At 71.5% G+C, this 24656-nt stretch carries 22 protein-coding genes and 1 pseudogene; 11 read left to right on the top strand and 12 right to left on the bottom strand.

Features of this window, described 5'->3' with window-relative positions; translation table 11 throughout:
• A partial coding sequence (locus tag CCN33_RS01560; RefSeq protein ID WP_244173545.1) for a pirin family protein occupies positions 1-732 on the bottom strand: 732 nt, incomplete at its 3' end.
• 112 nt (positions 733-844) lie between these two features.
• The gene (locus CCN33_RS01565; protein WP_086690269.1) at positions 845-1315 is read right to left on the bottom strand and encodes an SseB family protein; all 471 of its coding nucleotides are present in this window, start codon (positions 1313-1315) and stop codon (positions 845-847) included.
• A gap of 169 nt (positions 1316-1484) precedes the next feature.
• Between CCN33_RS01565 and CCN33_RS01570 the strand changes: the two genes are divergently transcribed.
• The 3 genes from CCN33_RS01570 to CCN33_RS01580 all read left to right on the top strand — a co-directional run bounded on the left by CCN33_RS01570 (position 1485) and on the right by CCN33_RS01580 (position 5046).
• On the top strand, positions 1485-3311 hold the full coding sequence (locus CCN33_RS01570) for an acyl-CoA dehydrogenase (protein ID WP_086690271.1): 1827 nt from the start codon (positions 1485-1487) through the stop codon (positions 3309-3311).
• An 85-nt stretch (positions 3312-3396) separates the two neighbouring features.
• Positions 3397-4707: a M18 family aminopeptidase gene (locus CCN33_RS01575; RefSeq protein WP_086690273.1), complete on the top strand. Its 1311-nt coding sequence runs from the start codon at positions 3397-3399 to the stop codon at positions 4705-4707.
• A gap of 93 nt (positions 4708-4800) precedes the next feature.
• The gene (locus tag CCN33_RS01580; protein WP_086690275.1) at positions 4801-5046 is read left to right on the top strand and encodes a DUF6458 family protein; all 246 of its coding nucleotides are present in this window, start codon (positions 4801-4803) and stop codon (positions 5044-5046) included.
• A gap of 1 nt (position 5047) precedes the next feature.
• On the opposite strand, the gene CCN33_RS01585 is transcribed toward CCN33_RS01580, so the two are convergent.
• On the bottom strand, positions 5048-6877 hold the full coding sequence (locus CCN33_RS01585; protein ID WP_086690277.1) for an NHL domain-containing thioredoxin family protein: 1830 nt from the start codon (positions 6875-6877) through the stop codon (positions 5048-5050).
• Between the two features lie 31 nt (positions 6878-6908).
• The gene (locus CCN33_RS01590; protein ID WP_086690279.1) at positions 6909-7304 is read right to left on the bottom strand and encodes a cupin domain-containing protein; all 396 of its coding nucleotides are present in this window, start codon (positions 7302-7304) and stop codon (positions 6909-6911) included.
• 51 nt (positions 7305-7355) lie between these two features.
• Between CCN33_RS01590 and CCN33_RS01595 the strand changes: the two genes are divergently transcribed.
• The gene (locus tag CCN33_RS01595; protein WP_086690281.1) at positions 7356-8345 is read left to right on the top strand and encodes a helix-turn-helix domain-containing protein; all 990 of its coding nucleotides are present in this window, start codon (positions 7356-7358) and stop codon (positions 8343-8345) included.
• Positions 8346-8377: 32 nt separating this feature from the next.
• Positions 8378-8872 (top strand): LURP-one-related/scramblase family protein, encoded by a 495-nt coding sequence (locus CCN33_RS01600; protein WP_086690283.1) that lies wholly within the window; start codon positions 8378-8380, stop codon positions 8870-8872.
• A gap of 17 nt (positions 8873-8889) precedes the next feature.
• Here the strand turns inward: CCN33_RS01600 and CCN33_RS01605 are convergent, their stop codons facing one another.
• Complete coding sequence (locus CCN33_RS01605) at positions 8890-9684, bottom strand: carbon-nitrogen family hydrolase (RefSeq protein WP_086690285.1); 795 nt, start codon at positions 9682-9684, stop codon at positions 8890-8892.
• Positions 9685-9883: 199 nt separating this feature from the next.
• On the opposite strand from CCN33_RS01605, the gene CCN33_RS01610 reads away from it, so the two are divergent.
• Positions 9884-10708, top strand: coding sequence for a maleylpyruvate isomerase family mycothiol-dependent enzyme (locus tag CCN33_RS01610; RefSeq protein WP_086690287.1), 825 nt, complete (start codon positions 9884-9886; stop codon positions 10706-10708).
• A 48-nt stretch (positions 10709-10756) separates the two neighbouring features.
• Positions 10757-11491 carry an SAM-dependent methyltransferase gene (locus CCN33_RS01615; RefSeq protein WP_086690289.1) on the top strand — a complete coding sequence of 245 codons (735 nt, stop codon included), beginning with the start codon at positions 10757-10759 and terminating at the stop codon, positions 11489-11491.
• Between the two features lie 130 nt (positions 11492-11621).
• Here CCN33_RS01615 and CCN33_RS01620 read toward each other — a convergent pair whose 3' ends face one another.
• Together CCN33_RS01620 and CCN33_RS01625 are read right to left on the bottom strand one after the other, a co-directional pair.
• Positions 11622-12926, bottom strand: coding sequence for an MFS transporter (locus tag CCN33_RS01620; RefSeq protein ID WP_086690291.1), 1305 nt, complete (start codon positions 12924-12926; stop codon positions 11622-11624).
• Positions 12923-13573 (bottom strand): GntR family transcriptional regulator, encoded by a 651-nt coding sequence (locus CCN33_RS01625; protein WP_086690293.1) that lies wholly within the window; start codon positions 13571-13573, stop codon positions 12923-12925. Before CCN33_RS01625 ends, CCN33_RS01620 begins: the two co-directional genes overlap by 4 nt.
• Before the next feature lie 212 nt (positions 13574-13785).
• Here CCN33_RS01625 and CCN33_RS01630 point away from each other — a divergent pair, with 212 nt between their 5' ends.
• A complete protein-coding gene (locus CCN33_RS01630) occupies positions 13786-14682 on the top strand; it encodes a D-alanyl-D-alanine carboxypeptidase family protein (protein WP_086690295.1) in 897 nt (298 codons plus the stop codon).
• Positions 14683-14891: 209 nt separating this feature from the next.
• Here the strand turns inward: CCN33_RS01630 and CCN33_RS01635 are convergent, their stop codons facing one another.
• Genes CCN33_RS01635 through pdhA form a run of 3 tightly spaced genes read right to left on the bottom strand, consistent with a single transcriptional unit; the run spans position 14892 to position 18466 of the window.
• Positions 14892-16286 carry a dihydrolipoamide acetyltransferase family protein gene (locus CCN33_RS01635; protein WP_086690298.1) on the bottom strand — a complete coding sequence of 465 codons (1395 nt, stop codon included), beginning with the start codon at positions 16284-16286 and terminating at the stop codon, positions 14892-14894.
• Between the two features lie 10 nt (positions 16287-16296).
• Positions 16297-17274 (bottom strand): alpha-ketoacid dehydrogenase subunit beta, encoded by a 978-nt coding sequence (locus CCN33_RS01640; protein WP_086690300.1) that lies wholly within the window; start codon positions 17272-17274, stop codon positions 16297-16299.
• A gap of 1 nt (position 17275) precedes the next feature.
• Positions 17276-18466, bottom strand: a complete 1191-nt coding sequence (pdhA, locus tag CCN33_RS01645; RefSeq protein WP_086690302.1) for a pyruvate dehydrogenase (acetyl-transferring) E1 component subunit alpha — start codon at positions 18464-18466, stop codon at positions 17276-17278.
• Between the two features lie 505 nt (positions 18467-18971).
• Between pdhA and CCN33_RS01650 the strand changes: the two genes are divergently transcribed.
• Positions 18972-20015 (top strand): phosphotransferase, encoded by a 1044-nt coding sequence (locus CCN33_RS01650; RefSeq protein WP_086690304.1) that lies wholly within the window; start codon positions 18972-18974, stop codon positions 20013-20015.
• A gap of 66 nt (positions 20016-20081) precedes the next feature.
• Here CCN33_RS01650 and CCN33_RS01655 read toward each other — a convergent pair whose 3' ends face one another.
• Positions 20082-21725 (bottom strand): protein kinase domain-containing protein, encoded by a 1644-nt coding sequence (locus CCN33_RS01655; RefSeq protein ID WP_086690306.1) that lies wholly within the window; start codon positions 21723-21725, stop codon positions 20082-20084.
• Between the two features lie 359 nt (positions 21726-22084).
• Here CCN33_RS01655 and CCN33_RS01660 point away from each other — a divergent pair, with 359 nt between their 5' ends.
• A complete protein-coding gene (locus CCN33_RS01660; protein WP_086690308.1) occupies positions 22085-23692 on the top strand; it encodes a protein kinase domain-containing protein in 1608 nt (535 codons plus the stop codon).
• A gap of 59 nt (positions 23693-23751) precedes the next feature.
• Here CCN33_RS01660 and CCN33_RS01665 read toward each other — a convergent pair whose 3' ends face one another.
• Entirely contained in the window at positions 23752-24291 is a 540-nt protein-coding gene (locus tag CCN33_RS01665; RefSeq protein WP_086690310.1) for a bacterial proteasome activator family protein, read from the bottom strand.
• Positions 24292-24403: 112 nt separating this feature from the next.
• On the opposite strand from CCN33_RS01665, the pseudogene CCN33_RS01670 reads away from it, so the two are divergent.
• Positions 24404-24656, top strand: a pseudogene (locus tag CCN33_RS01670) (hypothetical protein); the annotation flags it as partial.

Consider the following 24656-nt stretch of genomic DNA (forward strand, 5'->3'; position numbering starts at 1 on the left):
CTGCCCGGTGCGCACCGGGCGGCGCTCCGCGCCCACCGAGCCGCGCCCGGCGAGCACGTAGGCGAGGCCGTTGAAGTCCTCGCGCCACGGCAGGGTGATCTCGGCGCCCGGCGCCACGGTCGCGTGGATCATGGTGATCGGCGTGTGGGTGATGCCGGGACCCGCGTGCCCGTCCAGCTCACCGGCGATGACACGCAGCAGCGCGCCGCCGTCGGGGGTGGTGAGCAGCTGGACGCTGCCGCCCCGGATGTCCTGGTAGCGCGGCGCCATCATCTTGTCCTTGGCGGGGAGGTTCACCCAGAGCTGGAGCCCGTGGAAGAGACCGCCCGACATGACCAGGTGCTCCGGCGGGGCCTCGATGTGCAGCAGGCCCGAGCCGGCGGTCATCCACTGGGTGTCGCCGTTGGTGATGGTGCCGCCACCGCCGTTGGAGTCCTGGTGGTCGAAGATCCCGTCGATGATGTAGGTGACGGTCTCGAAGCCGCGGTGCGGGTGCCAGGGAGTGCCCTTGGGCTCGCCCGGCGCGTACTCCACCTCACCCATCTGGTCCATCATGATGAACGGGTCGAGGTGGCGGTAGTTGATCCCGGCGAAGGCGCGGCGCACCGGGAACCCTTCGCCCTCGAAGCCGCTCGGCGCGGTCGTCACGGTCAGCACCGGACGCGACACGGCGTCGACGGACGCGGTCACACGGGGCAGCGTCAACGGGTTCTCGACGGTCACTGCAGGCATGGTCGGTACCTCCTTGTGGACCCAGTTTAGTTGAGCGTTGAACTTTTCGCCAGCCACAACACAGGAGGCCCGGAGGTAATTCCCTCCGGGCCTCTCCACCGACGGACAGGGGCTATCCGTACATCCGGCGCATGGCGAACTCCACCATCTGCTCCACCGCCTTGGCGTCGAACACCATCCGGTGCTCGCCCTCCATGTCCACCACGAAGCCGTAGCCGGTGGGGAGCAGGTCGATCACCTCGGCGCCGGTGATCACGAAGTACTTGGACTCCTTGCCCGCGTACCGGCGCAGCTCCTTCAGCGAGGTGAACATCGGGATCACCGGCTGCTGGGTGTTGTGCAGGGCGAGGAAGCCGGGGGTGTCACCGCGCGGGCAGTACACCTTGGACGTGGCGAAGACCTGCTGGAAGTCCTCGGCGGCCATCTGCCCGGTGGTGAAGGCGCGCACCGCGTCCGCCAGCGAGGGTGCGGACGGCTCCGGGTAGAGCGGCGGCTGCTGGCCGTACCCGCCGACACCACCCGGCTGCTGCTGCGGCGGCACGTAACTCTGCTGGGCGCCCACGTTCTGGTCGTAGCCGTACATGCGCGCAAGAGTACCGAGCCCGGACGGCCGGGTCAGGAGAGCGGTAGAGGCTTGTCACACCCGCCGGGGTTGCGTCTTATTACCGACGGGTAGCATCATCGTAGTCACTTGTTGGTACGTGATCAGCCGCGAGGAGTCAGTGCCTCGCCGAGTCCGTGATGGAGTCACCATGGGGCACTACAAGTCCAACCTGCGCGACATCGAGTTCAACCTCTTCGAAGTCCTCGGCCGCGAGAAGCTGTACGGCACCGGCCCGTTCGAGGAGATGGACACCGACACCGCCAAGTCCGTCCTCGCCGAGCTGACCCGTCTGTCGGAGAACGAGCTGGCGGAGTCCTTCGTGGACGCCGACCGCAACCCCCCGGTCTTCGACCCCGAGACCAACACCGCGCCGGTCCCGGCCTCCTTCAAGAAGAGCTACAAGGCCTTCATGGACTCGGAGTACTGGCGGCTCGGCCTGCCCGAGGAGATCGGCGGCACCAACACCCCGCCGTCCCTGATCTGGGCGTACGCGGAGCTGGTGCTCGGCGCCAACCCGGCCGTCTGGATGTACTCCTCCGGCCCCGCGTTCGCGCGCATCCTCTTCGAGGAGGGCACCGAGGAGCAGAAGCAGTGGGCGAAGATCGCGGTCGAGAGGACCTGGGGCTCCACCATGGTCCTCACCGAGCCGGACGCCGGTTCGGACGTGGGCGCCGGCCGCACCAAGGCCGTGCAGCAGGAGGACGGCTCCTGGCACATCGAGGGCGTGAAGCGCTTCATCACCTCCGGTGAGCACGACATGGAGGAGAACATCCTCCACTACGTCCTCGCCCGCCCCGAGGGTGCCGGCCCCGGCACCAAGGGCCTCTCCCTCTTCCTGGTGCCGAAGTACCACTTCGACGGCGAGACCGGCGAGCTGGGCGAGCGCAACGGCGTCTACGCCACCAACGTCGAGCACAAGATGGGCCTCAAGGCGTCCAACACCTGCGAGATGACGTTCGGCGACCGCCACCCCGCCGTGGGCTGGCTGATCGGCGACAAGCACGACGGCATCCGCCAAATGTTCCGCATCATCGAGTTCGCCCGCATGATGGTCGGCACGAAGGCCATCTCGACCCTGTCGACCGGCTACCTCAACGCGCTGGAGTATGCCAAGGAGCGCGTCCAGGGCCCGGACCTGGCCAACTTCATGGACAAGAAGGCGCCCAAGGTCACCATCACCCACCACCCCGACGTGCGCCGCTCGCTGATGACGCAGAAGGCGTACGCGGAGGGCATGCGCGCCCTCGTGCTGCACACGGCGTCCGTCCAGGACACCATCGCGGTCAAGGAGGCGAACGGTGAGGACGCCTCCGCCGAGCACGCGCTGAACGACCTGCTCCTGCCGATCGTGAAGGGCTACGGCTCCGAGAAGGGCTACGAGCAGCTCGCGCAGTCGCTCCAGACCTTCGGCGGCTCCGGGTTCCTCCAGGAGTACCCGATCGAGCAGTACATCCGCGACGCCAAGATCGACACCCTCTACGAGGGCACCACGGCGATCCAGGGCCAGGACTTCTTCTTCCGGAAGATCGTCCGCAACCAGGGCGCCGCGCTGAACGGTCTGGCCGAGGACATCAAGAAGTTCCTGGCGCTGGCCACCGGCGGCGAGGAGCTGGCGGGCGCCCGCGAGCACCTGGCCAAGGCGGCCGTCGAGCTGGAGGCGATCGTCGGCCTGATGCTGACCGACCTCGCGGCCACCGAGCAGGACGTCAAGAACATCTACAAGGTCGGTCTCAACACCACCCGCCTGCTGCTGGCCTCCGGTGACGTGATCGTCGGCTACCTGCTGCTGCGCGGTGCGGCGGTCGCCGCCGAGAAGCTCCAGACGGCCTCTTCCAAGGATGTGGCCTTCTACACCGGCAAGATCGCGGCGGCGAAGTTCTTCGCGGCCAACGTCCTGCCCGGCGTCACCCTGGCCCGCAAGGTCGCCTCCGATGTCGACCTGGACCTGATGGAGCTGGACGAGGCCGCGTTCTAGTCCCCGCCCTCCCTCCGCAGACCCCGCGCGGGCCCGCTTCCTCCTTCCGGAGAGCGGGCCCGCGCTCGTCGTTAAGGTAAACGCCATGAGCGCACCGTGCCGTTTCGACCGCGGCCACACCGACGACCTGATGGCCTTCCTCGCGGCGAGCCCGACGCCGTACCACGCCGTGGCGAACGTCGCCGCGCGGCTGGAAGAGGCAGGTTTCACCCAGGTCACCGAGACCGAGGCGTGGGACACCCCCGCGGGGACCGGCAGCGGGGGGCGGTACGTGCTGCGCGGCGGCGCGGTCATCGCCTGGTACGTCCCCGAGGGCGCCACCGCGCACACCCCGTTCCGGATCGTCGGCGCGCACACCGACTCCCCGAACCTGCGGGTCAAGCCCGAGCCGGACAGCGGCGCGCACGGCTGGCGCCAGGTCGCCGTGGAGATCTACGGCGGCCCGCTGATGAACTCCTGGCTCGACCGCGACCTCGGTCTCGCCGGCCGGCTCATCCTGCGCGACGGCAGCCCGGTCCTGGTCGACGTCGACCGCCCGCTGCTGCGGGTGCCGCAGCTCGCCATCCACCTGGACCGCTCGGTCTCCGTGGACGGCCTCAAGCTCGACAAGCAGCGCCACCTCCAGCCCGTCTGGGGTCTCGGGAACGACGTCCGCGAGGGCGACCTGATCGCCTTCCTGGAGGAGGAGGCCGGGCTGGAGCCCGGTTCGGTCGCGGGCTGGGACCTGATGACCTATCCGGTCGAGGCGCCCGCCTACCTCGGCCGCGACCGCGAGCTGGTCGCCGGGCCCCGGATGGACAACCTGCTCTCCGTGCACGCCGGCACGGCCGCGCTGATCGCCGCCGCCACTTCGGGGGAAACGCTCACCCACATCCCCGTACTGGCCGCCTTCGACCACGAGGAGAACGGCTCGCAGTCGGACACCGGCGCCGACGGCCCGCTGCTCGGCAGCGTGCTGGAGCGCTCGGTGTTCGCCCGCGGCGGCTCCTACGAGGACCGGGCCCGTGCCTTCGCCGGCACCGTCTGTCTCTCCTCCGACACCGGGCACGCCGTGCACCCCAACTACGCGGAGCGGCACGACCCCACGCACCACCCGCGGATCAACGGCGGCCCGATCCTCAAGGTGAACGTCAACAACCGCTATGCCACGGACGGTTCGGGCCGCGCGGTGTTCGCCGCCGCGTGCGAGCGGGCCGGGGTGCCGTTCCAGACGTTCGTCTCGAACAACTCGATGCCCTGCGGCACCACCATCGGCCCCATCACCGCCGCCCGCCACGGCATCAGCACCGTGGACATCGGCGTCGCGATCCTCTCCATGCACAGCGCGCGCGAACTCTGCGGCGCGGACGACCCGTTCCTCCTCGCCGAGGCCCTGACGGCCTTTCTGGAGGCGTAGTTGACAACCCGGCCGGGTGGCTAACCGGCCGGATGGGGGGTACCCGCCGAACGGGACCGGAGATTCCGGAACCGGAAGGGGAGGCGAGATCTCATGGGCCTCGGCGGATGCATCATCCTGATAGCCGTGGGAGCGATCCTCACATTTGCCACCGACTGGCACATGAGCGGCGTCAACCTCGACCTGGTCGGCATCATCTTCATGGCCGCCGGTCTCATCGGCCTGGCGACCTTCAGCGGCATCGCCCGGCGCCGCCGCGTGGTCGTCCCGCCCACCCGGGTGGTGGAGGAGGAGCGGCACGCGCCGCGCGACGGCTACTCGGACGGCTACGGCGCCTGACTCAGCGCCCGTCACCCGCGTCGAGGCCGGCCAGGACCAGCGGCAGCCGGTCCCCCGCGCCCGCGACGAGGCGCACCGGGACGCCCCAGTCCTGCTGGTGCACATGGCAGGCCGGGTACTCGTTCGCCGGGTCGTCGTCGCAGGAGGCGGCCATCGCGGAGACGTGCAGCACGCCCTCGGTGACGGCCGGGTCCAGCTCCAGCTCCCGGCTCAGGTCGCTGTCCGCGCCCTCGCCCTTGAGCAGCAGCTCGGGCGGGGTCGCGGAGACCAGCAGCCGGGTCGAGGGGCCGTAGCGGGTGTCCAGCTTCTGGCCCGCGGGCGCCTGGAAGATCACGTCCAGCCGCAGCCGGCCGGGGGCCACCTCGGTGGCCGCGCGCTGCGTGCGGTGGGCGACCGCCTCCACGCGCACCGCCTCCTCGGGCAGGCGCAGCCGGGTCAGCCGGTGGCGGGCGGACTCGACCACCACGATGTCGTCGCCGACGAGCACCGCGTCGCTGGGCTCGCGCAGGTCGGTGGCGAGTGTGGTGACCTCGCCGGTGGCGGGGTCGAAGCGGCGCAGGGCGTGGTTGTAGGTGTCGGCGACGGCGACCGAGCCGTCCGGCAGCGCGGTGACGCCCAGCGGATGCTGGAGCAGGGCCTGCCCGGCCTCGCCGTCCCGGTGGCCGAAGTCGAACAGGCCGGTGCCGACGGCGGTGTGCACGGCGCCGTCCAGGTCGACCCAGCGCAGCGCGGAGGTCTCGGAGTCCGCGAGCCACAGCCGGTCGCCGGCCGCCGCGAGCCCGGAGGGCTGCGCGAACCACGCCTCGGCGCCGGGGCCGTCCACCAGACCCTCGTTGGTGGTTCCGGCCGCGACCCGGACGGTCTCCGCCGCCGGGTCGTACGTCCACAGCTGGTGCACGCCCGCCATGGCGATCCACACCCGGCCGCCGAAGAGGGCCACGTCCCACGGTGAGGACAGGGCGACCTCGCGGGCCGGTCCCGAGGTGGGGGCGCCCTGCATCCACTGGCCGCCGGTGCCGGCCAGGGTGGTGACCGCGCCGGAGGCGAGGTCCAGGCGGCGCAGGGCGTGGTTCACAGTGTCGGCCACGACCACGGAGCCGTCGTCCAGCAGGGCGAGACCCTGCGGCTCGTTGAAGGACGCCTGCCCGGCGGAGCCGTCCGTGAAGCCGCGCGCACCGGTGCCGATCCGGCGCACCACGCTCTCGCCGTCCTCGGCCAGCTCGACCAGCTGGTGCCGGGTGGTGTCGCTGACCAGGAAGTTCCCCGAGGGCAGCAGCAGCGCCTTGCCGGGGAAGCGCAGCACGGTCGGTTCCGGCTCCGGCGCCACGTAGGGGCCGTCGCCCCGGCGCAGGGTGCCCTTGGCCTCGTGCTCGGCCTCCAGCTCCGCCACCAGCCGCTCGATGGCGTGCACATGCCCCTCACCGGCGTGCTGGGCGACCACGTACCCCTCCGGGTCGATCACCACCAGGGTCGGCCAGGCGCGTACCGCGTACTGCTTCCAGGTGGCCAGCTCAGGGTCGTCCAGTACGGGGTGCTCCACGCCGTACCGCTCGACCGCGTCCACGACCGCCTGGTGCTCGGCCTCGTGCACGAACTTCGGGGAGTGCACGCCGACCACGACCACGGTGTCCCGGTGCCGCTCCTCCAGCTCCCGCAGCTCGTCCAGGACGTGCAGGCAGTTGATGCAGCAGAACGTCCAGAAATCTACGACAACACACTTACCTCGCAGGTCCGCGAGCGTCAGGTTCTTACCACCCGTGTTCAGCCAGCCGCCTTTGCCGATCAGCTCGGGGGCACGGACACGGACACGTCGAGAAGCGGAGTCGTTCATGCTTCAAGGGTGCCACCAGGAGGGGCGGGCATCAGTCCAGGGTGTGCCCGGTGGTGGCGTCCACGTGGTCCGGGACCTCTTCGTGCCGGTCGCCCACCGTCAGGGTGCCGGTGGGTTCGAGGAGCAGGATCTCGGTGGGGACCGGGGCGTACGGCTTGTGCTCGGTGCCGCGCGGGACGGTGAAGACCGAGCCCCGAGGCAGGACGACCGTGCGCTCACCGGCCGGCTCGCGCAGCGCGATGTGGAGCTCGCCGGTCAGGACGAGGAAGAACTCGTCGGTGTCGTCGTGCGCGTGCCAGAGGTGCTCGCCCTCGACCTTGGCCACGCGCACGTCGTAGTCGTTGACCGACGCGACGATGCGGGGGCTCCAGCGGTCGCTGAAGGAGGCGAGGACGTCGGGGAGGGAGCGGGGCTGTTCGGTTGCCATGTGTTCATCGTGGGGTGTGCGGGCGCCCCGCACGAGTGCTAGGAATCGCACATGGCGCAAGAATCCTCGCAGGCGCGGCGCACCCACCGGGTCGCCGTCCTGGTGGACGCCGGCACCAACCCGTTCGAGGTCGGCGTCGCCACCGAGCTGTTCGGCCTGCCCCGCCCCGAACTGGGCCTCGCCGACCCGCTGTACGAGGTCACGGTGTGCGCGCCGACCCGCGAGGTGCGGATGAACCACGGCTTCCTCACCCTGACCGACGTGGCCGGGCTGGACACGGTGGACGGCGCGGACACCCTGATCGTGCCCGGCCGCCCGGACAACGTGGTCCCGCGCGAGGCCCCCGTACGGGAGGCGATCCGGCGCGCGCACGCGCGGGGCACGCGGATCGTGAGCTTCTGCACCGGCACCTTCGCGCTCGCCGAGGCCGGGCTGCTCGACGGGCGGCGGGCCGCCACCCACTGGCGCTGGGCCGACACCTTCCGGCGGCTGCACCCGAAGGTGCTGCTGGAGCCGGACGTGCTCTTCGTCGACGACGGTGACGTGCTCTCCGCCTCCGGCAGCGCGGCCGCGCTCGACCTGGGGCTGTACCTGTGGCAGCGGGACCACGGCGCCGAGATCGCCAACGCGGTCTCCCGGCGCCTGGTCTTCGCCGCCCACCGGGACGGCGGACAGCGGCAGTTCGTGGAACGCCCGCTGCCCGAGGTGCCCGACGGCTCGCTCGGCCCGCTGCTGGCCTGGGCACAGGAACGGCTGGGCGAACCGCTCACCGTGGCCGACCTCGCCGCCCGCGCGGCCGTCTCCCCCGCCACCCTGCACCGCCGCTTCCGCGAGCGCCTCGGCACCACCCCGCTGGCCTGGCTCACCGGCGAACGGGTGGCGCTGGCCTGCCGGCTGATCGAGCGTGGGGAGACCAGGCTCGACGTGGTCGCCGCCCGCAGCGGACTGGGCACCGCGGCCAACCTGCGGGCGCGGCTGCGCCGGGAGACCGGCCTCGGCCCCTCCGACTACCGGAAGCGGTTCGGACCCGTCCCCCGGTGAGGAACGCCCGCCGCCGGGGAAGCGCTTCCCCCATGAGACTCCTCGTGCGCGACCGGCTGCTGGGCATCGGCGACGACTACTGGATCGAGGACGAGAACGGCCGCAAGGTCTTCCTCGTCGACGGCAAGGCCATGCGGCTGCGGGACACCTTCGAGCTGAAGGACACCGCGGGCAACGTCCTGATCGACATCCACCAGAAGATGTTCGCCCTGCGCGACACCATGGTGATCCAGCGGGACGGGGAGGACCTCGCCACCGTCCGCCGCAAGCGGCTGTCCCTGCTGCGCAACCACTACCGCGTCGACCTGGTCGACGGCACCGAACTCGACATCAGCGGCAAGATCCTGGACCGCGAGTTCGCCGTGGAGTACGAGGGCGAACTCCTCGCGGTGATCTCCCGCCGGTGGCTCACCGTCCGCGACACCTACGGGGTCGACGTCGTACGGGACGACGCCGACCCGGCGCTGCTCATCGCGGTGGCGGTGTGCGTGATCCACCTGGCGGAGAAGGAGCGGGAGGACGGCTGAGGCCCATCGGCCGAGGCTCAGCGGCGGGGCGGTGCCAGGCCGAGGACGCGGTCCTTCAGCGCGGGGAACTGCTCACGGGTCGCCGGGACCTTCGCCGGGTCGAACTCCACCCCGAGCACCTCCTCGTCCGGGCCCGCCTCGGCCAGTACCTCGCCCCACGGGTCCACCACGATCGAGTGACCCGCCTGGGGAACTCCGGCGTGCGTACCGGCCGTTCCACAGGCGAGGACGTACGCCTGGTTCTCCACCGCGCGTGCCCGGGCCAGCAGCGTCCAGTGGGCGCGGCGGCGCTCGGGCCACCCCGCGGAGACGACCAGGGTCTCGGCGCCGGCGTCGGTGAGGGTGCGGAAGAGTTCGGGGAAGCGGAGGTCGTAGCAGGTGGCGAGGCCGACGGTGGTCCCGGGCAGCGGGACGGTGACGGGTTCGCGCCCGGCGCCCATCAGCACGGCCTCGCCCTGGTCGAAGCCGAAGCGGTGGATCTTCCGGTAGGAGGCGGCCAGTTCCCCGGAGGGGGAGAAGACGAGCGCGGTGTTGTAGAGGGTGCCGTCGGGGTCCCGCTCCGGGACGGACCCGGCGTGCAGCCAGACGCCCGCGTCCTCGGCCGCGCGCGCCATCGCGTCGTGGGTGGGGCCCTGAAGCGGCTCGGCCTCGGTGGCGAAGGTGTCGTAGGCGAACGCCCCGGTGGTCCACAGCTCGGGCAGCACCACGAGGTCCGCGTCGGCCTCGGCGCGTACGAGGTCCGCCGCGCGCGAACGCCGTTCGGCCACGGATTCGCCCTCGTCCACACGGATCTGGATCAGCGAGGCGCGCACACTACCACCGTCCTGGCATTCGAGTCGTTCCCACGGGCCTACGATCGTCACACGAAAGCACTGCCGGGGGGTATCGGAGCAGCGTAACTTGGGGGTCCCCCCTCCTCGCGCAAGCCGAGAGCGTGGGGGAGTTTCCAGACACCCGCCCAGTGCAGCCGCCGATTCTGCCCGTGTACCGACCGCCGAGGGGTCCTGTTCCGTGAGTCTGCATCCCACCCTCCAGCCCTACGCCGACGCCTGGAACCACTCGATCGACGCGATATCCGAGCTGGTGAACCCGCTGGCCGAGGCCGAGTGGAACCGGCGTACGCCGTGCCCCGGCTGGTCGGTGCGGGACGTGGTCTCCCACGTCATCGGGCTGGACTGCGAAATGCTCGGCGACCCCCGGCCGATCCACACGCTGCCCCGCGACCTCTTCCACGTCACCAACGAGGCGCAGCGGTACATGGAGATGCAGGTCGACGTGCGCCGCCATCACACGGCGCCGGAGATGACGTCGGAGCTGGAGTACACGGTCATCCGGCGCAACCGGCAGATCCGCAACGAGTCCCGGCAGCCCGACACCGTCGTCCGGGGGCCGATGGGCAAGGAGATCACCCTCGAACACGCCATGCGGATGCGGGCGTTCGACGTCTGGGTGCACGAGCAGGATCTGCGCACCGCCCTCGGGCGTCCGGGCAACCTCGACTCGCCCGGCGCGCTGGTCGCCCGTGACCTGCTGCTGGCCGGGCTGCCCATGGTGGTCGCCAAGAAGGCCGAGGCGCCGCGCAGTTCGGCGATCGTCTTCGACGTGCACGGGCCGGTGGAGTTCCTGCGCACGATCCGCGTCGACATCCAGGGCCGGGGCACGCTGGAGACGGCACCCGCGCTCGGGCCCGCCGCCAGCTTCAGCCTCGACTGGGAGACGTACTTCCGGCTGGCCTGCGGGCGGATCAGTGCGGAGGCGGCCGGCGACCGCGTCAAGACCGAGGGCGACCCGGACCTGACGGCGGCGATCCTGCGGAACTTCGCGGTCACGCCGTGACCTTTTAATCGGGTGCCGGTGGTCCGGGCCGCGGTTACGGTCCCCGCCATGACCACTCGACTCACCTTCCACGGCCCGCTCTCCTCCGCCCGTGCCGACGCGATCGTCGGCCGCCTCTCCGCGAACCGCCCCCACACCGTCCTCGACATCGGCTGCGGCTGGGGCGAGCTGCTGCTCCGGGTCCTGGAAGCGGTCCCGGAGGCACGGGGCACGGGCGTCGACCTGAACGAGACGGACCTCGGCCGGGGCCGCCGCTCGGCGGAGGAGCGGGGCCTGGCGGGACGGGTGTCCTTCCTGGCGGAGTCCGCCCGCGACACCACCCACGGCCCCGCCGACCTGGTCCTCTGCCTGGGCGCGACCCAGGCCCTGTCCGACGCCGGCTGCCCCACACCGGAAGCCCTGCGCTCCCTGCGCCGCCTGGTCTCCGAGAACGGCCGGGTCCTCCTGGGCGAGGGCATATGGGACCGCCGGCCCACCCCCGCCGAGCTGGCGGGCATGTGGCCGGGCGCCGCCGAGTCCGACCACCTCACCCTCCCCGCCCTCCTGGACCTCGCCGTCGAGTCCGGCTTCCGCCCGGAGTGGACGGAGACCGCCACTCTCCCCGAGTGGGAGGAATTCGAGTCGGGTTACCAGGCCGACCAGGAAGTCCGGCTGGCCGCCGAGCCGGACGCGGCCGAGCTCCGCGAACGCCTGGACCGCCACCGGGCCCAGTGGATGAGCTACCGGGGAATCCTGGGAATGGCGTACCTGACGCTGGTTCCGGTGAGGGACTGGACGGCCTGACCGCCCGCGGTGTCGACGGCAGGGATGAGCGCCGGGCACGGCACCTCGCCCAGGGCCCGGCAGCGGGCGGGGTAGCCGCGTTGCAGATCAGCCCCGCTGACATACCCGGCCCCGCCGAAGCGCCCTAGGCTCACGCCGCGGGCACGTGCACGGTCTCCACCCTGCTCGCCACCAACCGCTCCCGCTCCCGGCGGGCCGCCCGGCTGCGCAGGCGGAGGATCTGGGTGAGGCCGAGGGCCTGGAGGACGAAGACGGCGCAGAAGGCCACGGAGTAGTCGTCGCCGGTGGCGTCCAGGAGGACGCCGATGGCGAAGAGGGTGGTCATGGAGGCGATGAAGCCGCCCATGTTGGTGATGCCGGAGGCGGTGCCCTGACGCTCGGGCGGGTTGGCGGGACGGGCGAAGTCGAAGCCGAGCATCGAGGCGGGACCGCAGGCGCCGAGCACCACGCACAGCACCACCAGCAGCGCCATCGGCGCGTGCGCGCCCGGCCAGGCGAGGGTCAGCGCCCACATCACGGCGGTCGCGGCGACCGTACCGAGGGCCAGCGGGAGCCGGGCCGCGTGGTGCCGGGCGACGACCTGGCCGTAGACGAGCCCGACCACCATGTTGGAGAGCACGACCAGGGTGAGCAGCTCACCCGCGGTGGCCCGGCTGAGCCCCTGTGCCTGCACCAGGAACGGCAGCCCCCACAGCAGCAGGAAGACCATCGCCGGGAACTGGGTGGTGAAGTGCACCCACATCCCCAGCCGGGTACCGGGCTCCCGCCATGCCTCCACGATCTGCCGGCGTACGTACGCGGCACCCTGGTGCGGGAAGGGCTCCGGCTCGTGGCCCTCGGGGTGGTCCTTGAGGAACAGCAGCGCCAGCGCCAGTACGACCGCGCCCGCCAGCGCGCTGCCCGCGAACGCCGGGGTCCAGCCGAGGCCGTGCAGCAGCCGCGCCAGCACCAGGGTGGAGACGAGGTTGCCCGCCATGCCGACCAGCCCGGCGAGCTGCGCGACGAAGGGCCCGCGCCGGGCCGGGAACCACCGGGTGCCCAGGCGCAGCACGCTGATGAAGGTCATCGCGTCCCCGCAGCCCAGCAGCGCGCGGGACGCGAGGGCGGTGCCGTACGAGGGGGAGAAGGCGAAGCCGAGCTGCCCGGCCGTGAACAGCACCGCACCCAGGCACAGCACCTTCTTCGTGCCGAGCCGGTCCACCAGCAGGCCGACGGGTATCTGCATGCCCGCGTACACGAGCAGCTGCAGGATCGAGAACGTCGACAGCGCGGAGGCGTTCACATGGAAGCGGTCCGCCGCGTCCAGGCCGGCCACGCCGAGCGAGGTGCGGAAGATGACGGCGACGAAGTAGACCGCGACGCCTATGGACCACACGGCGACGGCCCGGCGGCCGCCCGGAGGATCACCCGGCAGGGTGGTCGTGGGCCGGTTCACCGGACCTCCCCGCGCGCCAGCTCGGAGAACCAGCCGACGTGCCGGTGCACCAGCCCGACCGCCGCCTCCGCGTCCCCGGCGCGCAGCGCGTCGAGGATCCCGGCGTGCTCGGTGAGCGTCTTGGCGATCCGGTCGGGGTGCGAGTGCATCACGGCGACGCCCATCCGGAGCTGGCGGTCGCGGAGCTGGTCGTAGAGGCGGGAGAGGATCTCGTTGCCTCCGCTGCGCACGATCTCGGCGTGGAAGCAGCGGTCGGTGACGGCGGCGGCGGCGAAGTCGCCCGCCGCGGCCTGCTCCCGCTGCCGCTGGAGCAGCTCGGCGAGCCGGTCCAGCAGGGCGGGCGGCGCGGGCACCGCCTTGCGGGCGGCGTGCTCCTCGACCAGCAGCCTGGTCTCCACCACGTCGGCGATCTCCTGCGCGGAGACCGGCAGCACCAGCGCGCCCTTCTTCGGGTACAGCCGGATCAGCCCCTCGGCCTCCAGCCGCAGCAGCGCCTCGCGGACGGGGGTACGGGACACCCCCACCGCTTCGGCCAGCTCGCCCTCGGTGAGGAGGGTGCCGCCCTCGTACCGGCGGTCGAGGACGCCCTGCTTGACGTGGGTGTAGACGCGGTCGGCGGCGGGTGGCTGCCTGGTGGCCGTTTGCATGCCTACAGGATAGATACAACAGGCGGGGCGGGACAGCGCGGTCCAGCATGCGGACCCGGCTGAAGAGGCGTCAGCGGAGTGCCGGGAATTTTCCTTCGCGGGGAGTGCAACCATGGGGGCCGTTCACTTGTCACACAGGTGCGGCCCTCCTTTCAGGGCACCTCAACTAGGCCGCATTCCAAGGGCATTTCAGACAATCGAGGTATTTCGCTTTGATTACCGGCATCAAGGGCTCCTCCCTCCGCAGGGCCGCCGCCGTCGCCGTCGCGTCCGGCGCGCTGCTCACCACCAGTGCCCTCACCGCAGCGCCCGCGCAGGCCGCTTCCGCGCCTTCGATCGTGGCCGCGGGCGGCTACGTGATGAACAACTCCACCGGTGCGTCGCTGTACACCAAGGCCGCGGACACCCGCCGCTCCACCGGCTCCACCACCAAGATCATGACCGCCAAGGTCGTGCTGGCGCAGCCGAACCTGAACCTGGACGCCAAGGTCACCATCCCCAAGGGCGCCAGCGACTACATCGTCGCCAACAACGCGTCCTCGGCCGGCCTGATCGTCGGCGACAAGGTCACCGTCCGCCAGCTCCTCTACGGGCTGATGCTGCCGTCCGGCTGCGACGCCGCCTACGTCCTCGCGGACAAGTACGGCTCGGGCAGCACGCACTCCGCGCGCGTGACCTCCTTCCTCGGCAAGATGAACTCCGCCGCGAAGGCCCTCAACCTGAAGAACACGCACTTCGATTCCTTCGACGGCATCGGCAAGGGCTCGAACTACTCGACCCCGCGCGACCTGACGAAGATCGCCAGCAGCGCGATGAAGAACGCCAACTTCCGCGCGATCGTCAAGACCAAGTCGTACACGGCGAAGACGGTCACCAAGACCGGCAGCACGCGCACGATGAAGGCGTGGACCAACACCAACACGCTGCTGAGCAGCTACAGCGGCACCATCGGCGTCAAGACCGGCTCCGGCCCCGAGGCCAAGTACTGCCTCGTCTTCGCCGCCACCCGCAACGGCAAGACGGTCATCGGCACGGTCCTCGCGTCGTCCTCCGTCACCCAGCGCGGCACGGACGCGACGAAGCTCCTGAACTACGGCTTCACCAAGTAAGGCTGCCGCTTCGGCGGAACAGGGCCCGCCCACACGGTTCACTCCGTGCGGGCGGGCCCTTCACGTGACGCCGAGTCGCGCCGTTTCCTGTGCTCAACGAGAAAATTCCGAGACCTTGACGGTAAGTCATGGTCCCGGAATTCCTATGGGAGGCCGAGACCCTGACCGGACGTCAGGGTCTCGGCGTTTCCGCAGGCGGAAAGGGCTTTCTACGCCCAGGAGATCAATCGCTTCGGCTGTTCCAGAATCGCCGCGACATCTGCCAGGACCTTGGAGCCGAGTTCGCCGTCGACCAGGCGGTGGTCGAAGCTGAGGGCGAGAGTGGTGACCTGGCGGGGCTTGACCTTCCCCTTGTGGACCCACGGCTGGAGCTTGATCGCGCCGACGGCGAGGATCGCGGACTCGCCGGGGTTGAGGATCGGCGTACCGGTGTCGACGCCGAAGACGCCGACGTTGGTGATGGTCACCGTGCCGCCCTGCATCGCCGCCGGGGACGTCTTGCCCTCACGGGCCGTGCTCACCAGCTCGCCCAGCGCCGCGGACAGCTGCGGGAGCGTCTTGTCCTGCGCGTCCTTGATGTTGGGCACGATCAGCCCGCGCGGAGTCGCCGCCGCGATGCCCAGGTTGACGTAGTGCTTGAGCACGATCTCCTGGGCGGCCTCGTCCCAGGACGCGTTGACCTCGGGGTTGCGCTTGATCGCGACCAGCAGCGCCTTGGCGATCAGCAGCAGCGGGTTCACCCGCAGCCCCTGGAACTCCTTGTCCTGCTTCAGCTCCTCGACCAGCTTCATCGTCCGCGTCACGTCCACCGTCACGAACTCCGTGACGTGCGGCGCCGTGAACGCCGAGCCGATCATCGCCTGCGCGGTCGCCTTGCGGACCCCCTTGACCGGGACACGCGTCTCCCGCGCGGAGTCGTACCCCGCCACGGCGGGCGCGGGAGCGGGCACGGCGGCCGGGGCCGGAACCGGGGCCTCCACCACGGTCTCCGCCGGAGCCACCGCCGCGTGCACGTCCTCACGGGTGATGATGCCGTCCGGCCCGGACGGGACGACCCGCGCCAGGTCGACGCCCAGGTCCTTGGCCAGCTTGCGCACCGGCGGCTTGGCCAGCGGGCGCTCCTTAACCGGAGCGGGAGCGGGAGCGGCGGGGCCGTGCCCGTTCAGCTCGGCCGGTGCGGCGGCCACCGCCACCTCGGGTCCCTTGCGGGGACGCCGCTTGGTGGAGGAGGCGGCCACCCCGTACCCCACCAGCACCGGGGTACGGCCCTGCGGCTCGGCGTCCTCGGCGGGTGCCGGAGCGGGCACGGCGGACGCGGCCGGCGCCGGCTCGGGAGCCGCCCCGCCCGACACGTCCACCGCGATGATCGCCGTACCCACGTCGACCGTGGTGCCCTCGGCGAAACGCAGCTCACGCACCACCCCGTCGTAGGGGATGGGGAGTTCGACGGCCGCCTTGGCGGTCTCGACCTCGCACACCACCTGGCCGTCGGTGACCGTGTCCCCGACCTGCACGTACCACTTGAGAATCTCGGCCTCGGTGAGCCCCTCGCCCACGTCCGGCATCTTGAACTCGCGCACGGAAGCTTCCGTCATCGTCGTCACGAAACCTTCCTCAGTACGCAAGGGCGCGGTCGACGGCGTCGAGCACCCGGTCCAGACCCGGCAGGTACTCGTCCTCCAGGCGCGCCGGCGGGTACGGGGCGTGATAGCCGCCGACCCGGAGCACCGGGGCCTCCAGGTGGTAGAAGCACCGCTCGGTGATCCGCGCGGCGATCTCCGCGCCGGAGCCGAGGAACACCGGCGCCTCGTGGACGACCACCAGACGGCGGGTCTTCTCGACCGAGGTCTGGATGGTGTCGAAGTCCAGCGGGGAGACCGAGCGGAGGTCGAGCACCTCCAGGGACTTGCCCTCCTCGGCGGCCGCGTCGGCCACCTGCCGGCACAGCTTGACCATGGGTCCGTACGCGGCCAGCGTCAGGTCGGTGCCCTCGCGGACCACGCTCGCCCTGTGCAGCGGGCCGGGGATCAGCTCGGGGTCGACCTCGCCCTTGTCCCAGTAGCGCCGCTTGGGCTCGAAGTAGATCACCGGGTCGTCGCTCTGGATGGCCTGCTGCATCATCCAGTAGGCGTCCGAGGAGTTGGACGGGCTGACCACCTTCAGGCCCGCCACGTGCGCGAACAGCGCCTCGGGGGACTCGGAGTGGTGCTCGACCGCGCCGATGCCGCCGCCGTAGGGAATGCGGATGACGACGGGCATCTTGACCTTGCCCAGCGAGCGCGCGTGCATCTTCGCGAGCTGGGTGACGATCTGGTCGTACGCCGGGAAGACGAAGCCGTCGAACTGGATCTCGACCACCGGGCGGTAGCCGCGCAGGGCGAGACCGATCGCGGTGCCGACGATGCCGGACTCGGCGAGCGGGGTGTCGATGACCCGCTCCTCGCCGAAGTCCTTCTGGAGGCCGTCCGTCACCCGGAAGACACCGCCGAGCTTGCCGACGTCCTCGCCCATGACGAGGACCTTCGGGTCGGTCTCCAGCGCGCGCCGCAGCGATTCGTTGATCGCCTTGGCCAGAGCCATTTTCTCCGCCATGTCAGTTGCCCCCCTGAGCGTCCGCGAACGACGCCTGGTAGGCGGCGAACTGGGCGCGCTCCTCGTCGACGAGCGCGTGCCCGTCCGCGTACACGTTCTCGAAGATGGCGAAGCGGTCCGGGTCCGGCATGGCGCGGACCGCTTCCCGCACTCGCTTGCCCAACGCCTCGGACTCGCTCTCCAGTTCCGCGAAGAATCCCTCGTCCGCGTGGTTCGAGGACTCCAGGTAGGCGCGCAGGCGGAGGATCGGGTCCTTCGCCTCCCAGGCGACGCGCTCGTCGTCGTGGCGGTAGCGCGTGGGGTCGTCGGAGGTGGTGTGGGCGCCCATCCGGTAGGTGAACGCCTCGACCAGGGTCGGGCCCTCGCCGTTGCGGGCGCGCTCCAGCGCCCAGCGGGTCACGGCGAGGCAGGCCAGCACGTCGTTGCCGTCCACCCGGACGCCCGGGAAGCCGTAGCCCTGGGCGCGCTGGTAGAGCGGGACGCGGGTCTGCTTCTCGGTGGGCTCGGAGATCGCCCACTGGTTGTTCTGGCAGAAGAACACGACCGGGGCGTTGTACACCGCGGAGAAGGTGAACGATTCCGCCACGTCGCCCTGGCTGGACGCGCCGTCGCCGAAGTAGGCGATCACGGCCGAGTCCGCGCCGTCCTTGGCCACGCCCATCGCGTAGCCGGTGGCGTGCAGCGTCTGCGAGCCGATGACGATCGTGTACAGGTGGAAGTTGTTGCCGTTGGGGTCCCAGCCGCCGTTGTTCACACCCCGGAACATGCCGAGCAGGTTGGTCGGGTCGACCCCGCGGCACCAGGCGACGCCGTGCTCGCGGTAGGTCGGGAAGACGTAGTCGTCCTCGCGGGTGGCGCGGCCGGAGCCGATCTGGGCGGCCTCCTGGCCGAGCAGCGAGGCCCACAGGCCCAGCTCGCCCTGGCGCTGAAGGGCGGTCGCCTCCGCGTCGAAGCGGCGGGTGAGCACCATGTCGCGGTACAGACCGCGCAGCTCGTCGGGGGTGATGCCGGCGACGTAGGCGTCGAACTCGGCGTTCTTGACCCGCTTGCCCTCCGGCGTCAGGAGCTGTACCAGCTCCGGCTCGGTGCCCTGCTTGGCGGTGCTGCGGGTGCTGCGCCCGGTACCGGCGGTACCGGCCTTGCCTGCGGCGCTGCGTCGCGGCTTGCGCGCGGCACTGCTCTCCACGGTCACGTGTGCTCCTCCGTCGTTCCGGCCCACGGGGTTGCCGGTGAGCCTGGGTTCCCCCTTGCTCGGTCGGAGCCGGGGGGAGCGGCCACCTCTTCTCGACCACCGGGCACGGGGTGGGTGCCGCTCGGCCGGGAACAGGCGTGACAGGTGCCCCGGCGAGCGCCTGCGGCTTTTAACGTTACCCAGTGCTCCACATTTCTGTGAAACCCCACCTGACCTGCGTTTTTGCTTGGATTTCCAAGTAAATCCACAAGTCCCGGAAGTTCGCTGGTCACAGCCTTGCAGGAGGCCGGAGCAACGGCACGTTATCCCGCCCACCCAGCTCAAAGGAAGAGTCCCGGCGCGTCACCGGGGACGGGCGGGGATTTATTTCGCGCCGCGCGCGAATTGCACTTCCGTGTGCACCCGGACGTTCACCGGGGCACGCCGGGTGACCGAATGCGACCGCCGACGACTGCCTGTGACAACCCCCAGCTCACGGGGTCTTTTCGTGCCCTAGCATCGGCGCGTGCAGCGCCTTCGTGTACCACCCGTCGTGCCCCACGCGCCCCCGCTCGGCACCTTGTTACCCCTGTACGAAGCCGGTACGGCCCTCGCCTGCGAACCGGTCGACCAGGGACTGCTCAACCGGGGCTACCGGGTGCGCACCACACGGGGGCGGTACTTCCTCAAGCACCACTTCGACCCCGACACCGCCGACCCCGACGCCATCGAGCGCCGCCATCTGGCCACCCAGCGCCTGGCCGAGGTCGGCGTCCCGGCCGTCCCTCCGCTCACCCACCGCGAGGGCCGTACGGTCGCGGTCGTCGGCGGGCACGCCTACGCCCTGCACCCCTGGATCGAGGGCGGACATCTGCACGGCGGCCAGCTCACCCGCTCCGAGAGCGCGCGCCTGGGCGCCCTGCTGGGCGCCGTGCACGCCTGCCTGGAGCGCGTGATGCCGCCCAAGGGGCGCACCCGGCCGGCCACGAGCCCGCACCCGGTGGAGAGCGCCGACCCGGCCGACACCTTCGCCCTCATCGACGACCTGCTCGGCCACGTCCACCGCCACAGACCCGCCGACGCCTTCGACGACCTGGCCCGCCACCGCCTGCTGGAACGCCGGTCGCTGCTGGAGCAGCACACCCACCGCCGCCCGCCGCGCGGCGGGCCGGTGGGCTGGGTGCACGGCGACTTCCACCCGTTCAACCTGCTCTACCGGGGCGGCACCCCCGCCGCCATCGTCGACTGGGACCGCCTGGGGGTGCAGCCCCGCGCCGAGGAGGCCGTACGCGCCGCCGCGATCTTCTTCGTACGGCCCGCGGGGATGCTGGACCTGCCCAAGGCGCGGGCGTACGCGCGGGCGTACCGGCGCGCGGCGCGCGCCACCCCCTCGGAGCTGGCGGCGGCCGTGCACCGGGTGTGGTGGGAGCGCCTGAACGACTTCTGGATGCTGCGCTGGCACTACGAGCGCGGTGACACCCGCGCCGACTGCCAGTTCCCGGCCGCCTCCGCGCTCGCGGTGTGGTGGACACGGGAGTACGACGCGGTGTGCGACGCCTTCACCGGCTGAGCCGCTTCGGCCCCGTCAGCCGACGGGCCCGTCCGGGCCCGTTCCGGGGGCCGGCAACGTCGGCATTCAAGTGCCGTTCGCGCCGGCCGCGTCCGCTCCGGCCGCCGCACCGGCGTCCGCGCCGCCGGCACCGGCCGTGGTGCCCTGGTCGGTGCCGCCCGCGTTGCCCGTGCCGTCCGTGGTGCCCGCGTCCGTGCCGCCGCCGGACGCGTCGCCCGTGGCGGGCGGCGAGGTCTGCGGGGCGCTCGGCTGCTCGGAGGTCTGCGGGTCGGTCGGCTCGTCCGACGGCTTGGCCGTACCCGGGTCGGTCGGCCGGTAGGACGGCGTGTAGTTCGAGCCGTTGTTCCAGCCCGAGCCGCCCTGGGTGGCCGGGTCGTCCGTCGGCTCCTTGGAGGTGTCGCCGGTCGGCGCCTCGGACGCCTTGTCGTCCTTGTGCGTCCGGGAGTGCGTCGGGGTCGGCTTGGTGCCGCCCTTGCCCTCGTCGCCGCCGGTGTTGTTCAGCGCGAGCGCGACACCGGCCACGACCGCCACCAGGGCGAGCGCGGCCAGCACCAGGAGCTTGCCCCTGCCGCTGCCCTTGTTGCCGTGGCCCTCGAAGCCGCCGTCGTCGCCGCTCCCGTACCCGCCGGGCAGGATCGGCTGCGGGATCTGCGTGGTGCCGCCGCCGTAACCGCCGGACTGGGGCATCACCGCGGTGCCCGCGTAGCCGCCGGGCGGGGTCGGCGCGCCCGCGGCGGCGTCCACCGGGCCGGTGTTCCAGGTGCCGGAGTGGGCGCCCTGGTCGTACAGCATCTGCAGGCCGTACTGGATCAGGCCGCGCATCTCCTCGGCCGTCTGGAAGCGGTCGTCCGGCTCCTTGGCGAGGGAGCGCATGACCAGGCCGTCCAGCTCGGGCGGGCAGCCGGCGGTGACCTGCGAGGGCGGTACCGGCATGTCCTGGACGTGCTGGTAGACCACCGACAGCGGGGTCTCACCGGTGAAGGGGGGCCGCAGCGCGAGGAGTTCGTAGAGCAGGCAGCCGGTGGCGTACAGGTCGGAGCGGTGGTCGACGGCCTTGCCGAGCGCCTGTTCCGGGGAGAGGTACTGCGGGGTGCCCATGACCATGCCGGTCTGGGTCATCGTCGTGGAGGCGCCGTGCAGGGCGCGGGCGATGCCGAAGTCCATCACCTTGACCGCGCCGTTGTCGGTGATGATGACGTTGGCGGGCTTGATGTCGCGGTGCACGATGCCGTGCTGGTGCGAGTAGGCGAGCGCGTCCAGCACCCCGGAGACGATGATCAGGGCCTGCTCGGGGCCCGGCGCGTCCGCGTCGACCAGCAGCTCACGGATGGTGCGGCCCTCGACCAGCTCCATCACGATGTACGGCACGGCCTGGCCGTTCACCTGGTCCTCGCCGGAGTCGTACACGGCGACGATCGAGTGGTGGTTGAGCCCGGCCACCGACTGGGCCTCCCGCGTGAAGCGGGCCTTGGAGGTGGGGTCCTCGGCGAGGTCGGCGCGCAGCAGCTTGACCGCGACCGTGCGGCCGAGCCGGACGTCCTCGGCCGCGAACACCTCGGCCATGCCGCCCCGGCCGAGCCGGTGGGTGAGCCGGTAGCGGCCGTCGCCGACGAGCCCGCCGTTGCCCCAGTTCTCCGGCGCCTCCGCCATGCCGCCGCCGGCCGCCGCCTCGGGGTCGGACGGGCCTTGGGCGCCGTGCGTCTGTGCCATCGGTCCTCGCCGTCGTTTCTGCCCGCGATGCGCGCGGTGTTGATACGGACTCCGTCGGCCACGCTACAGCCTCGCCGGTGGCCGCCGGTCCCGATCCGGCACCGGGACGGGCCCAGGACGGACCGGCCATGAAACCCGCAGCACAGGCCCTCGTGCAAATTCCGTGCACCGGTCGTACGCCTGCTGTAACGCTTGCGCGACGCTTCTTTCGCGTACGGTCACGGAACGGGCACCGGGCTTGACGTGTCCGTGCCCTCGGGCAGACTTGGCCGGGAATGACACATTCGATCAAGACAGGTGCCGCGCGGCGCGTGTCCGGTCGATGACGGCTCCGACGGGCCAGTGGGGGACACGGAACGATGAGCCAGGACGGCGCACAGGGCGGCCGGTACACGGGGCGGGCACTGGCCGGTGGCCGTTACCGGCTCCAGGACCTGCTCGGCGAGGGCGGCATGGCCGCCGTGCACCTGGCCCACGACTCGGTGCTGGACCGCCAGGTGGCCATCAAGACCCTGCACACCGAGCTGGGCCGGGAGCAGGCGTTCCGTGAGCGGTTCCGCCGCGAGGCCCAGGCCGTGGCCAAGCTCACGCACACCAACATCGTCTCCGTCTTCGACACCGGCGAGGACGAAGCGGACGGCATGCCCTACATCGTCATGGAGTACGTGGAGGGCCGCCCGCTCGGCTCCGTGCTCGCCGACGACGTACGGCAGTTCGGCGCGATGCCCGCCGACAAGGCCCTGAGGATCACCGCGGACGTGCTGGCCGCGCTGGAGATCAGCCACGAGAAGGGGCTGGTCCACCGGGACATCAAGCCGGGCAACGTGATGACCACCAAGCGCGGCGTGGTCAAGGTGATGGACTTCGGCATCGCGCGGGCCATGCAGTCCGGGGTCACCTCGATGACGCAGACCGGCATGGTCGTCGGCACCCCGCAGTACCTCTCCCCCGAGCAGGCCCTCGGCCGGGGGGTGGACGCCCGCTCCGACCTGTACTCGGTCGGCATCATGCTGTTCCAGCTCGTCACCGGCCGGCTGCCCTTCGACGCGGACTCGCCGCTGGCCATCGCCTACGCGCACGTCCAGGAGGAGCCGGTCGCGCCCTCCTCGATCAACCGCGCGCTGCCCCCGGCGGTGGACGCCCTGGTGGCCCGCGCGCTGAAGAAGAACCCCAACGAACGCTTCCCCACCGCCGAGGCGATGCGCGAGGAGTGCCTGCGGGTGGCCGCCTCGCTCCAGCAGGCGGCGCCGAGCATCGTGCCGGGCGCGGGTCCGGCGCAGAGCGGCTCGGGCGTGGGCTCGGCGGTGTTCCCGCCGATCGACCACACGGCCCCGCAGCCCCACCACGGCCAGGTGCAGCAGCCGTACCAGCCGACGCCGAACCCGTACGGCACCCCGGCCCCGTCCTACGGCTACCCCCAGCAGGGCGGCTACCCGACCCCGCCCGCGTACGGCGGGCAGCCGGCGCCGGCCTACGGGGCCCAGCCGCCGACCGCGGTGCCCTCCTCCGGGGGCGGCGGCGGCCGGAACAACAAGCCGGTGCTGATCGGCTCGGTGGCGGTGGCCGCGGTGCTGATCGCGGGCCTGGTGATCGCGCTCAACATGAACAAGAAGGACGACACCACGGGCGGCGGCGGCTCCCCCAGTGCCGCCACCACCTCGCACGCCTCCGGCTACCGGGGTCCGGACACCTCGCGCACCATCGACGACACCGAGTGCACCGAGCCGCAGGAGTCGTACAACGACGAGAAGAAGATCCGGCTGCCCGACTTCCGGTACAAGAACATCGACTCCGTGAAGGCGTGCTTCCAGGCCGCGAGCTGGCAGTACAAGGTGAAGAAGGAAGACAACAACACCTGGGGCGACGGAACGGTCCTCGACCAGTTCCCCGCGCCGGGTACGGACGTCGACCCGAAGAACATGGGCGAGGTCTCGCTGAACGTCTCCACGGGCGAGCCGCCGCAGTAGGCATCCTGTGGCAAGGGCCCGGCGGATCGCTTCCGCCGGGCCCTTCTCGTCCTACGTGCCTACAGGTACGGCCCGCCGGAGCGGCCGCCGGTGTGCTGCTCCTCGGGGCCCTCCGGGACACTGCCCGGCGGGAGCGCGCGGCGCATCTGCTCCAACTGGGCGCGGGCGGCCATCTGCTGGGCGAACAGCGTGGTCTGGATGCCGTGGAAGAGGCCCTCCAGCCAGCCGACCAACTGGGCCTGGGCGATCCGCAGCTCGGCGTCGCTCGGCGTCGCGTCGTCGGTGAAGGGCAGCGACAGCCGCTCCAGCTCCGCCACCAGCTCCGGGGCGAGGCCGTCCTCCAGCTCCTTGACCGAGCTGGCGTGGATCTCCTTCAGCCGGACCCGGCTCGCCTCGTCCAGAGGAGCGGCGCGCACCTCCTCCAGCAACTGCTTGATCATGCTGCCGATCCGCATGACCTTCGCCGGCTGCTCCACCTGGTCCGTCACCGGGATCTCGCGGGAGCCCTCGTCCGGGTCGCCACCGAGCGCCATCCCGTCCTGGCCCACGACGAGGATCTGGGGGTTCTCGGGCGACCGTTCGTTCCTCGGCATCTCCATGCCGTCATTCTCTCGCACCCACCCACCCCATCACCGACGCACCCCCGCGCGCCGGTGATCCGGCGTACCGCCCCTTACGGCCCAACCCGGAATGCCGGGTGCGCCATGAAATGTGAGGCTGGATTCCTTCTGCCCCGGCATCTCCCCGGAGGTCACCGGCGTGACTCCATGGCTGCGACTCACGCTCCGCCTGGTGCGGGTGCTGCTCGTCCTGGCGACGACGGCCGCGCCCGTGTGCGGCACCGCGACCGCCTACGGCGCGGAGAGCGCCCCGCCGGGTTCGCCCACCCCGTCCGGCCGCTCCTCCGCCCCCGCCGTGCGGGCCCGGAACGCCGCCGACACCGTCTCGCCGTCCCCGACCGTCT

The sequence above is a fragment of the Streptomyces recifensis genome (genome assembly GCF_002154615.1).
Taxonomy (GTDB): Bacteria; Actinomycetota; Actinomycetes; order Streptomycetales; family Streptomycetaceae; genus Streptomyces; species Streptomyces griseoluteus.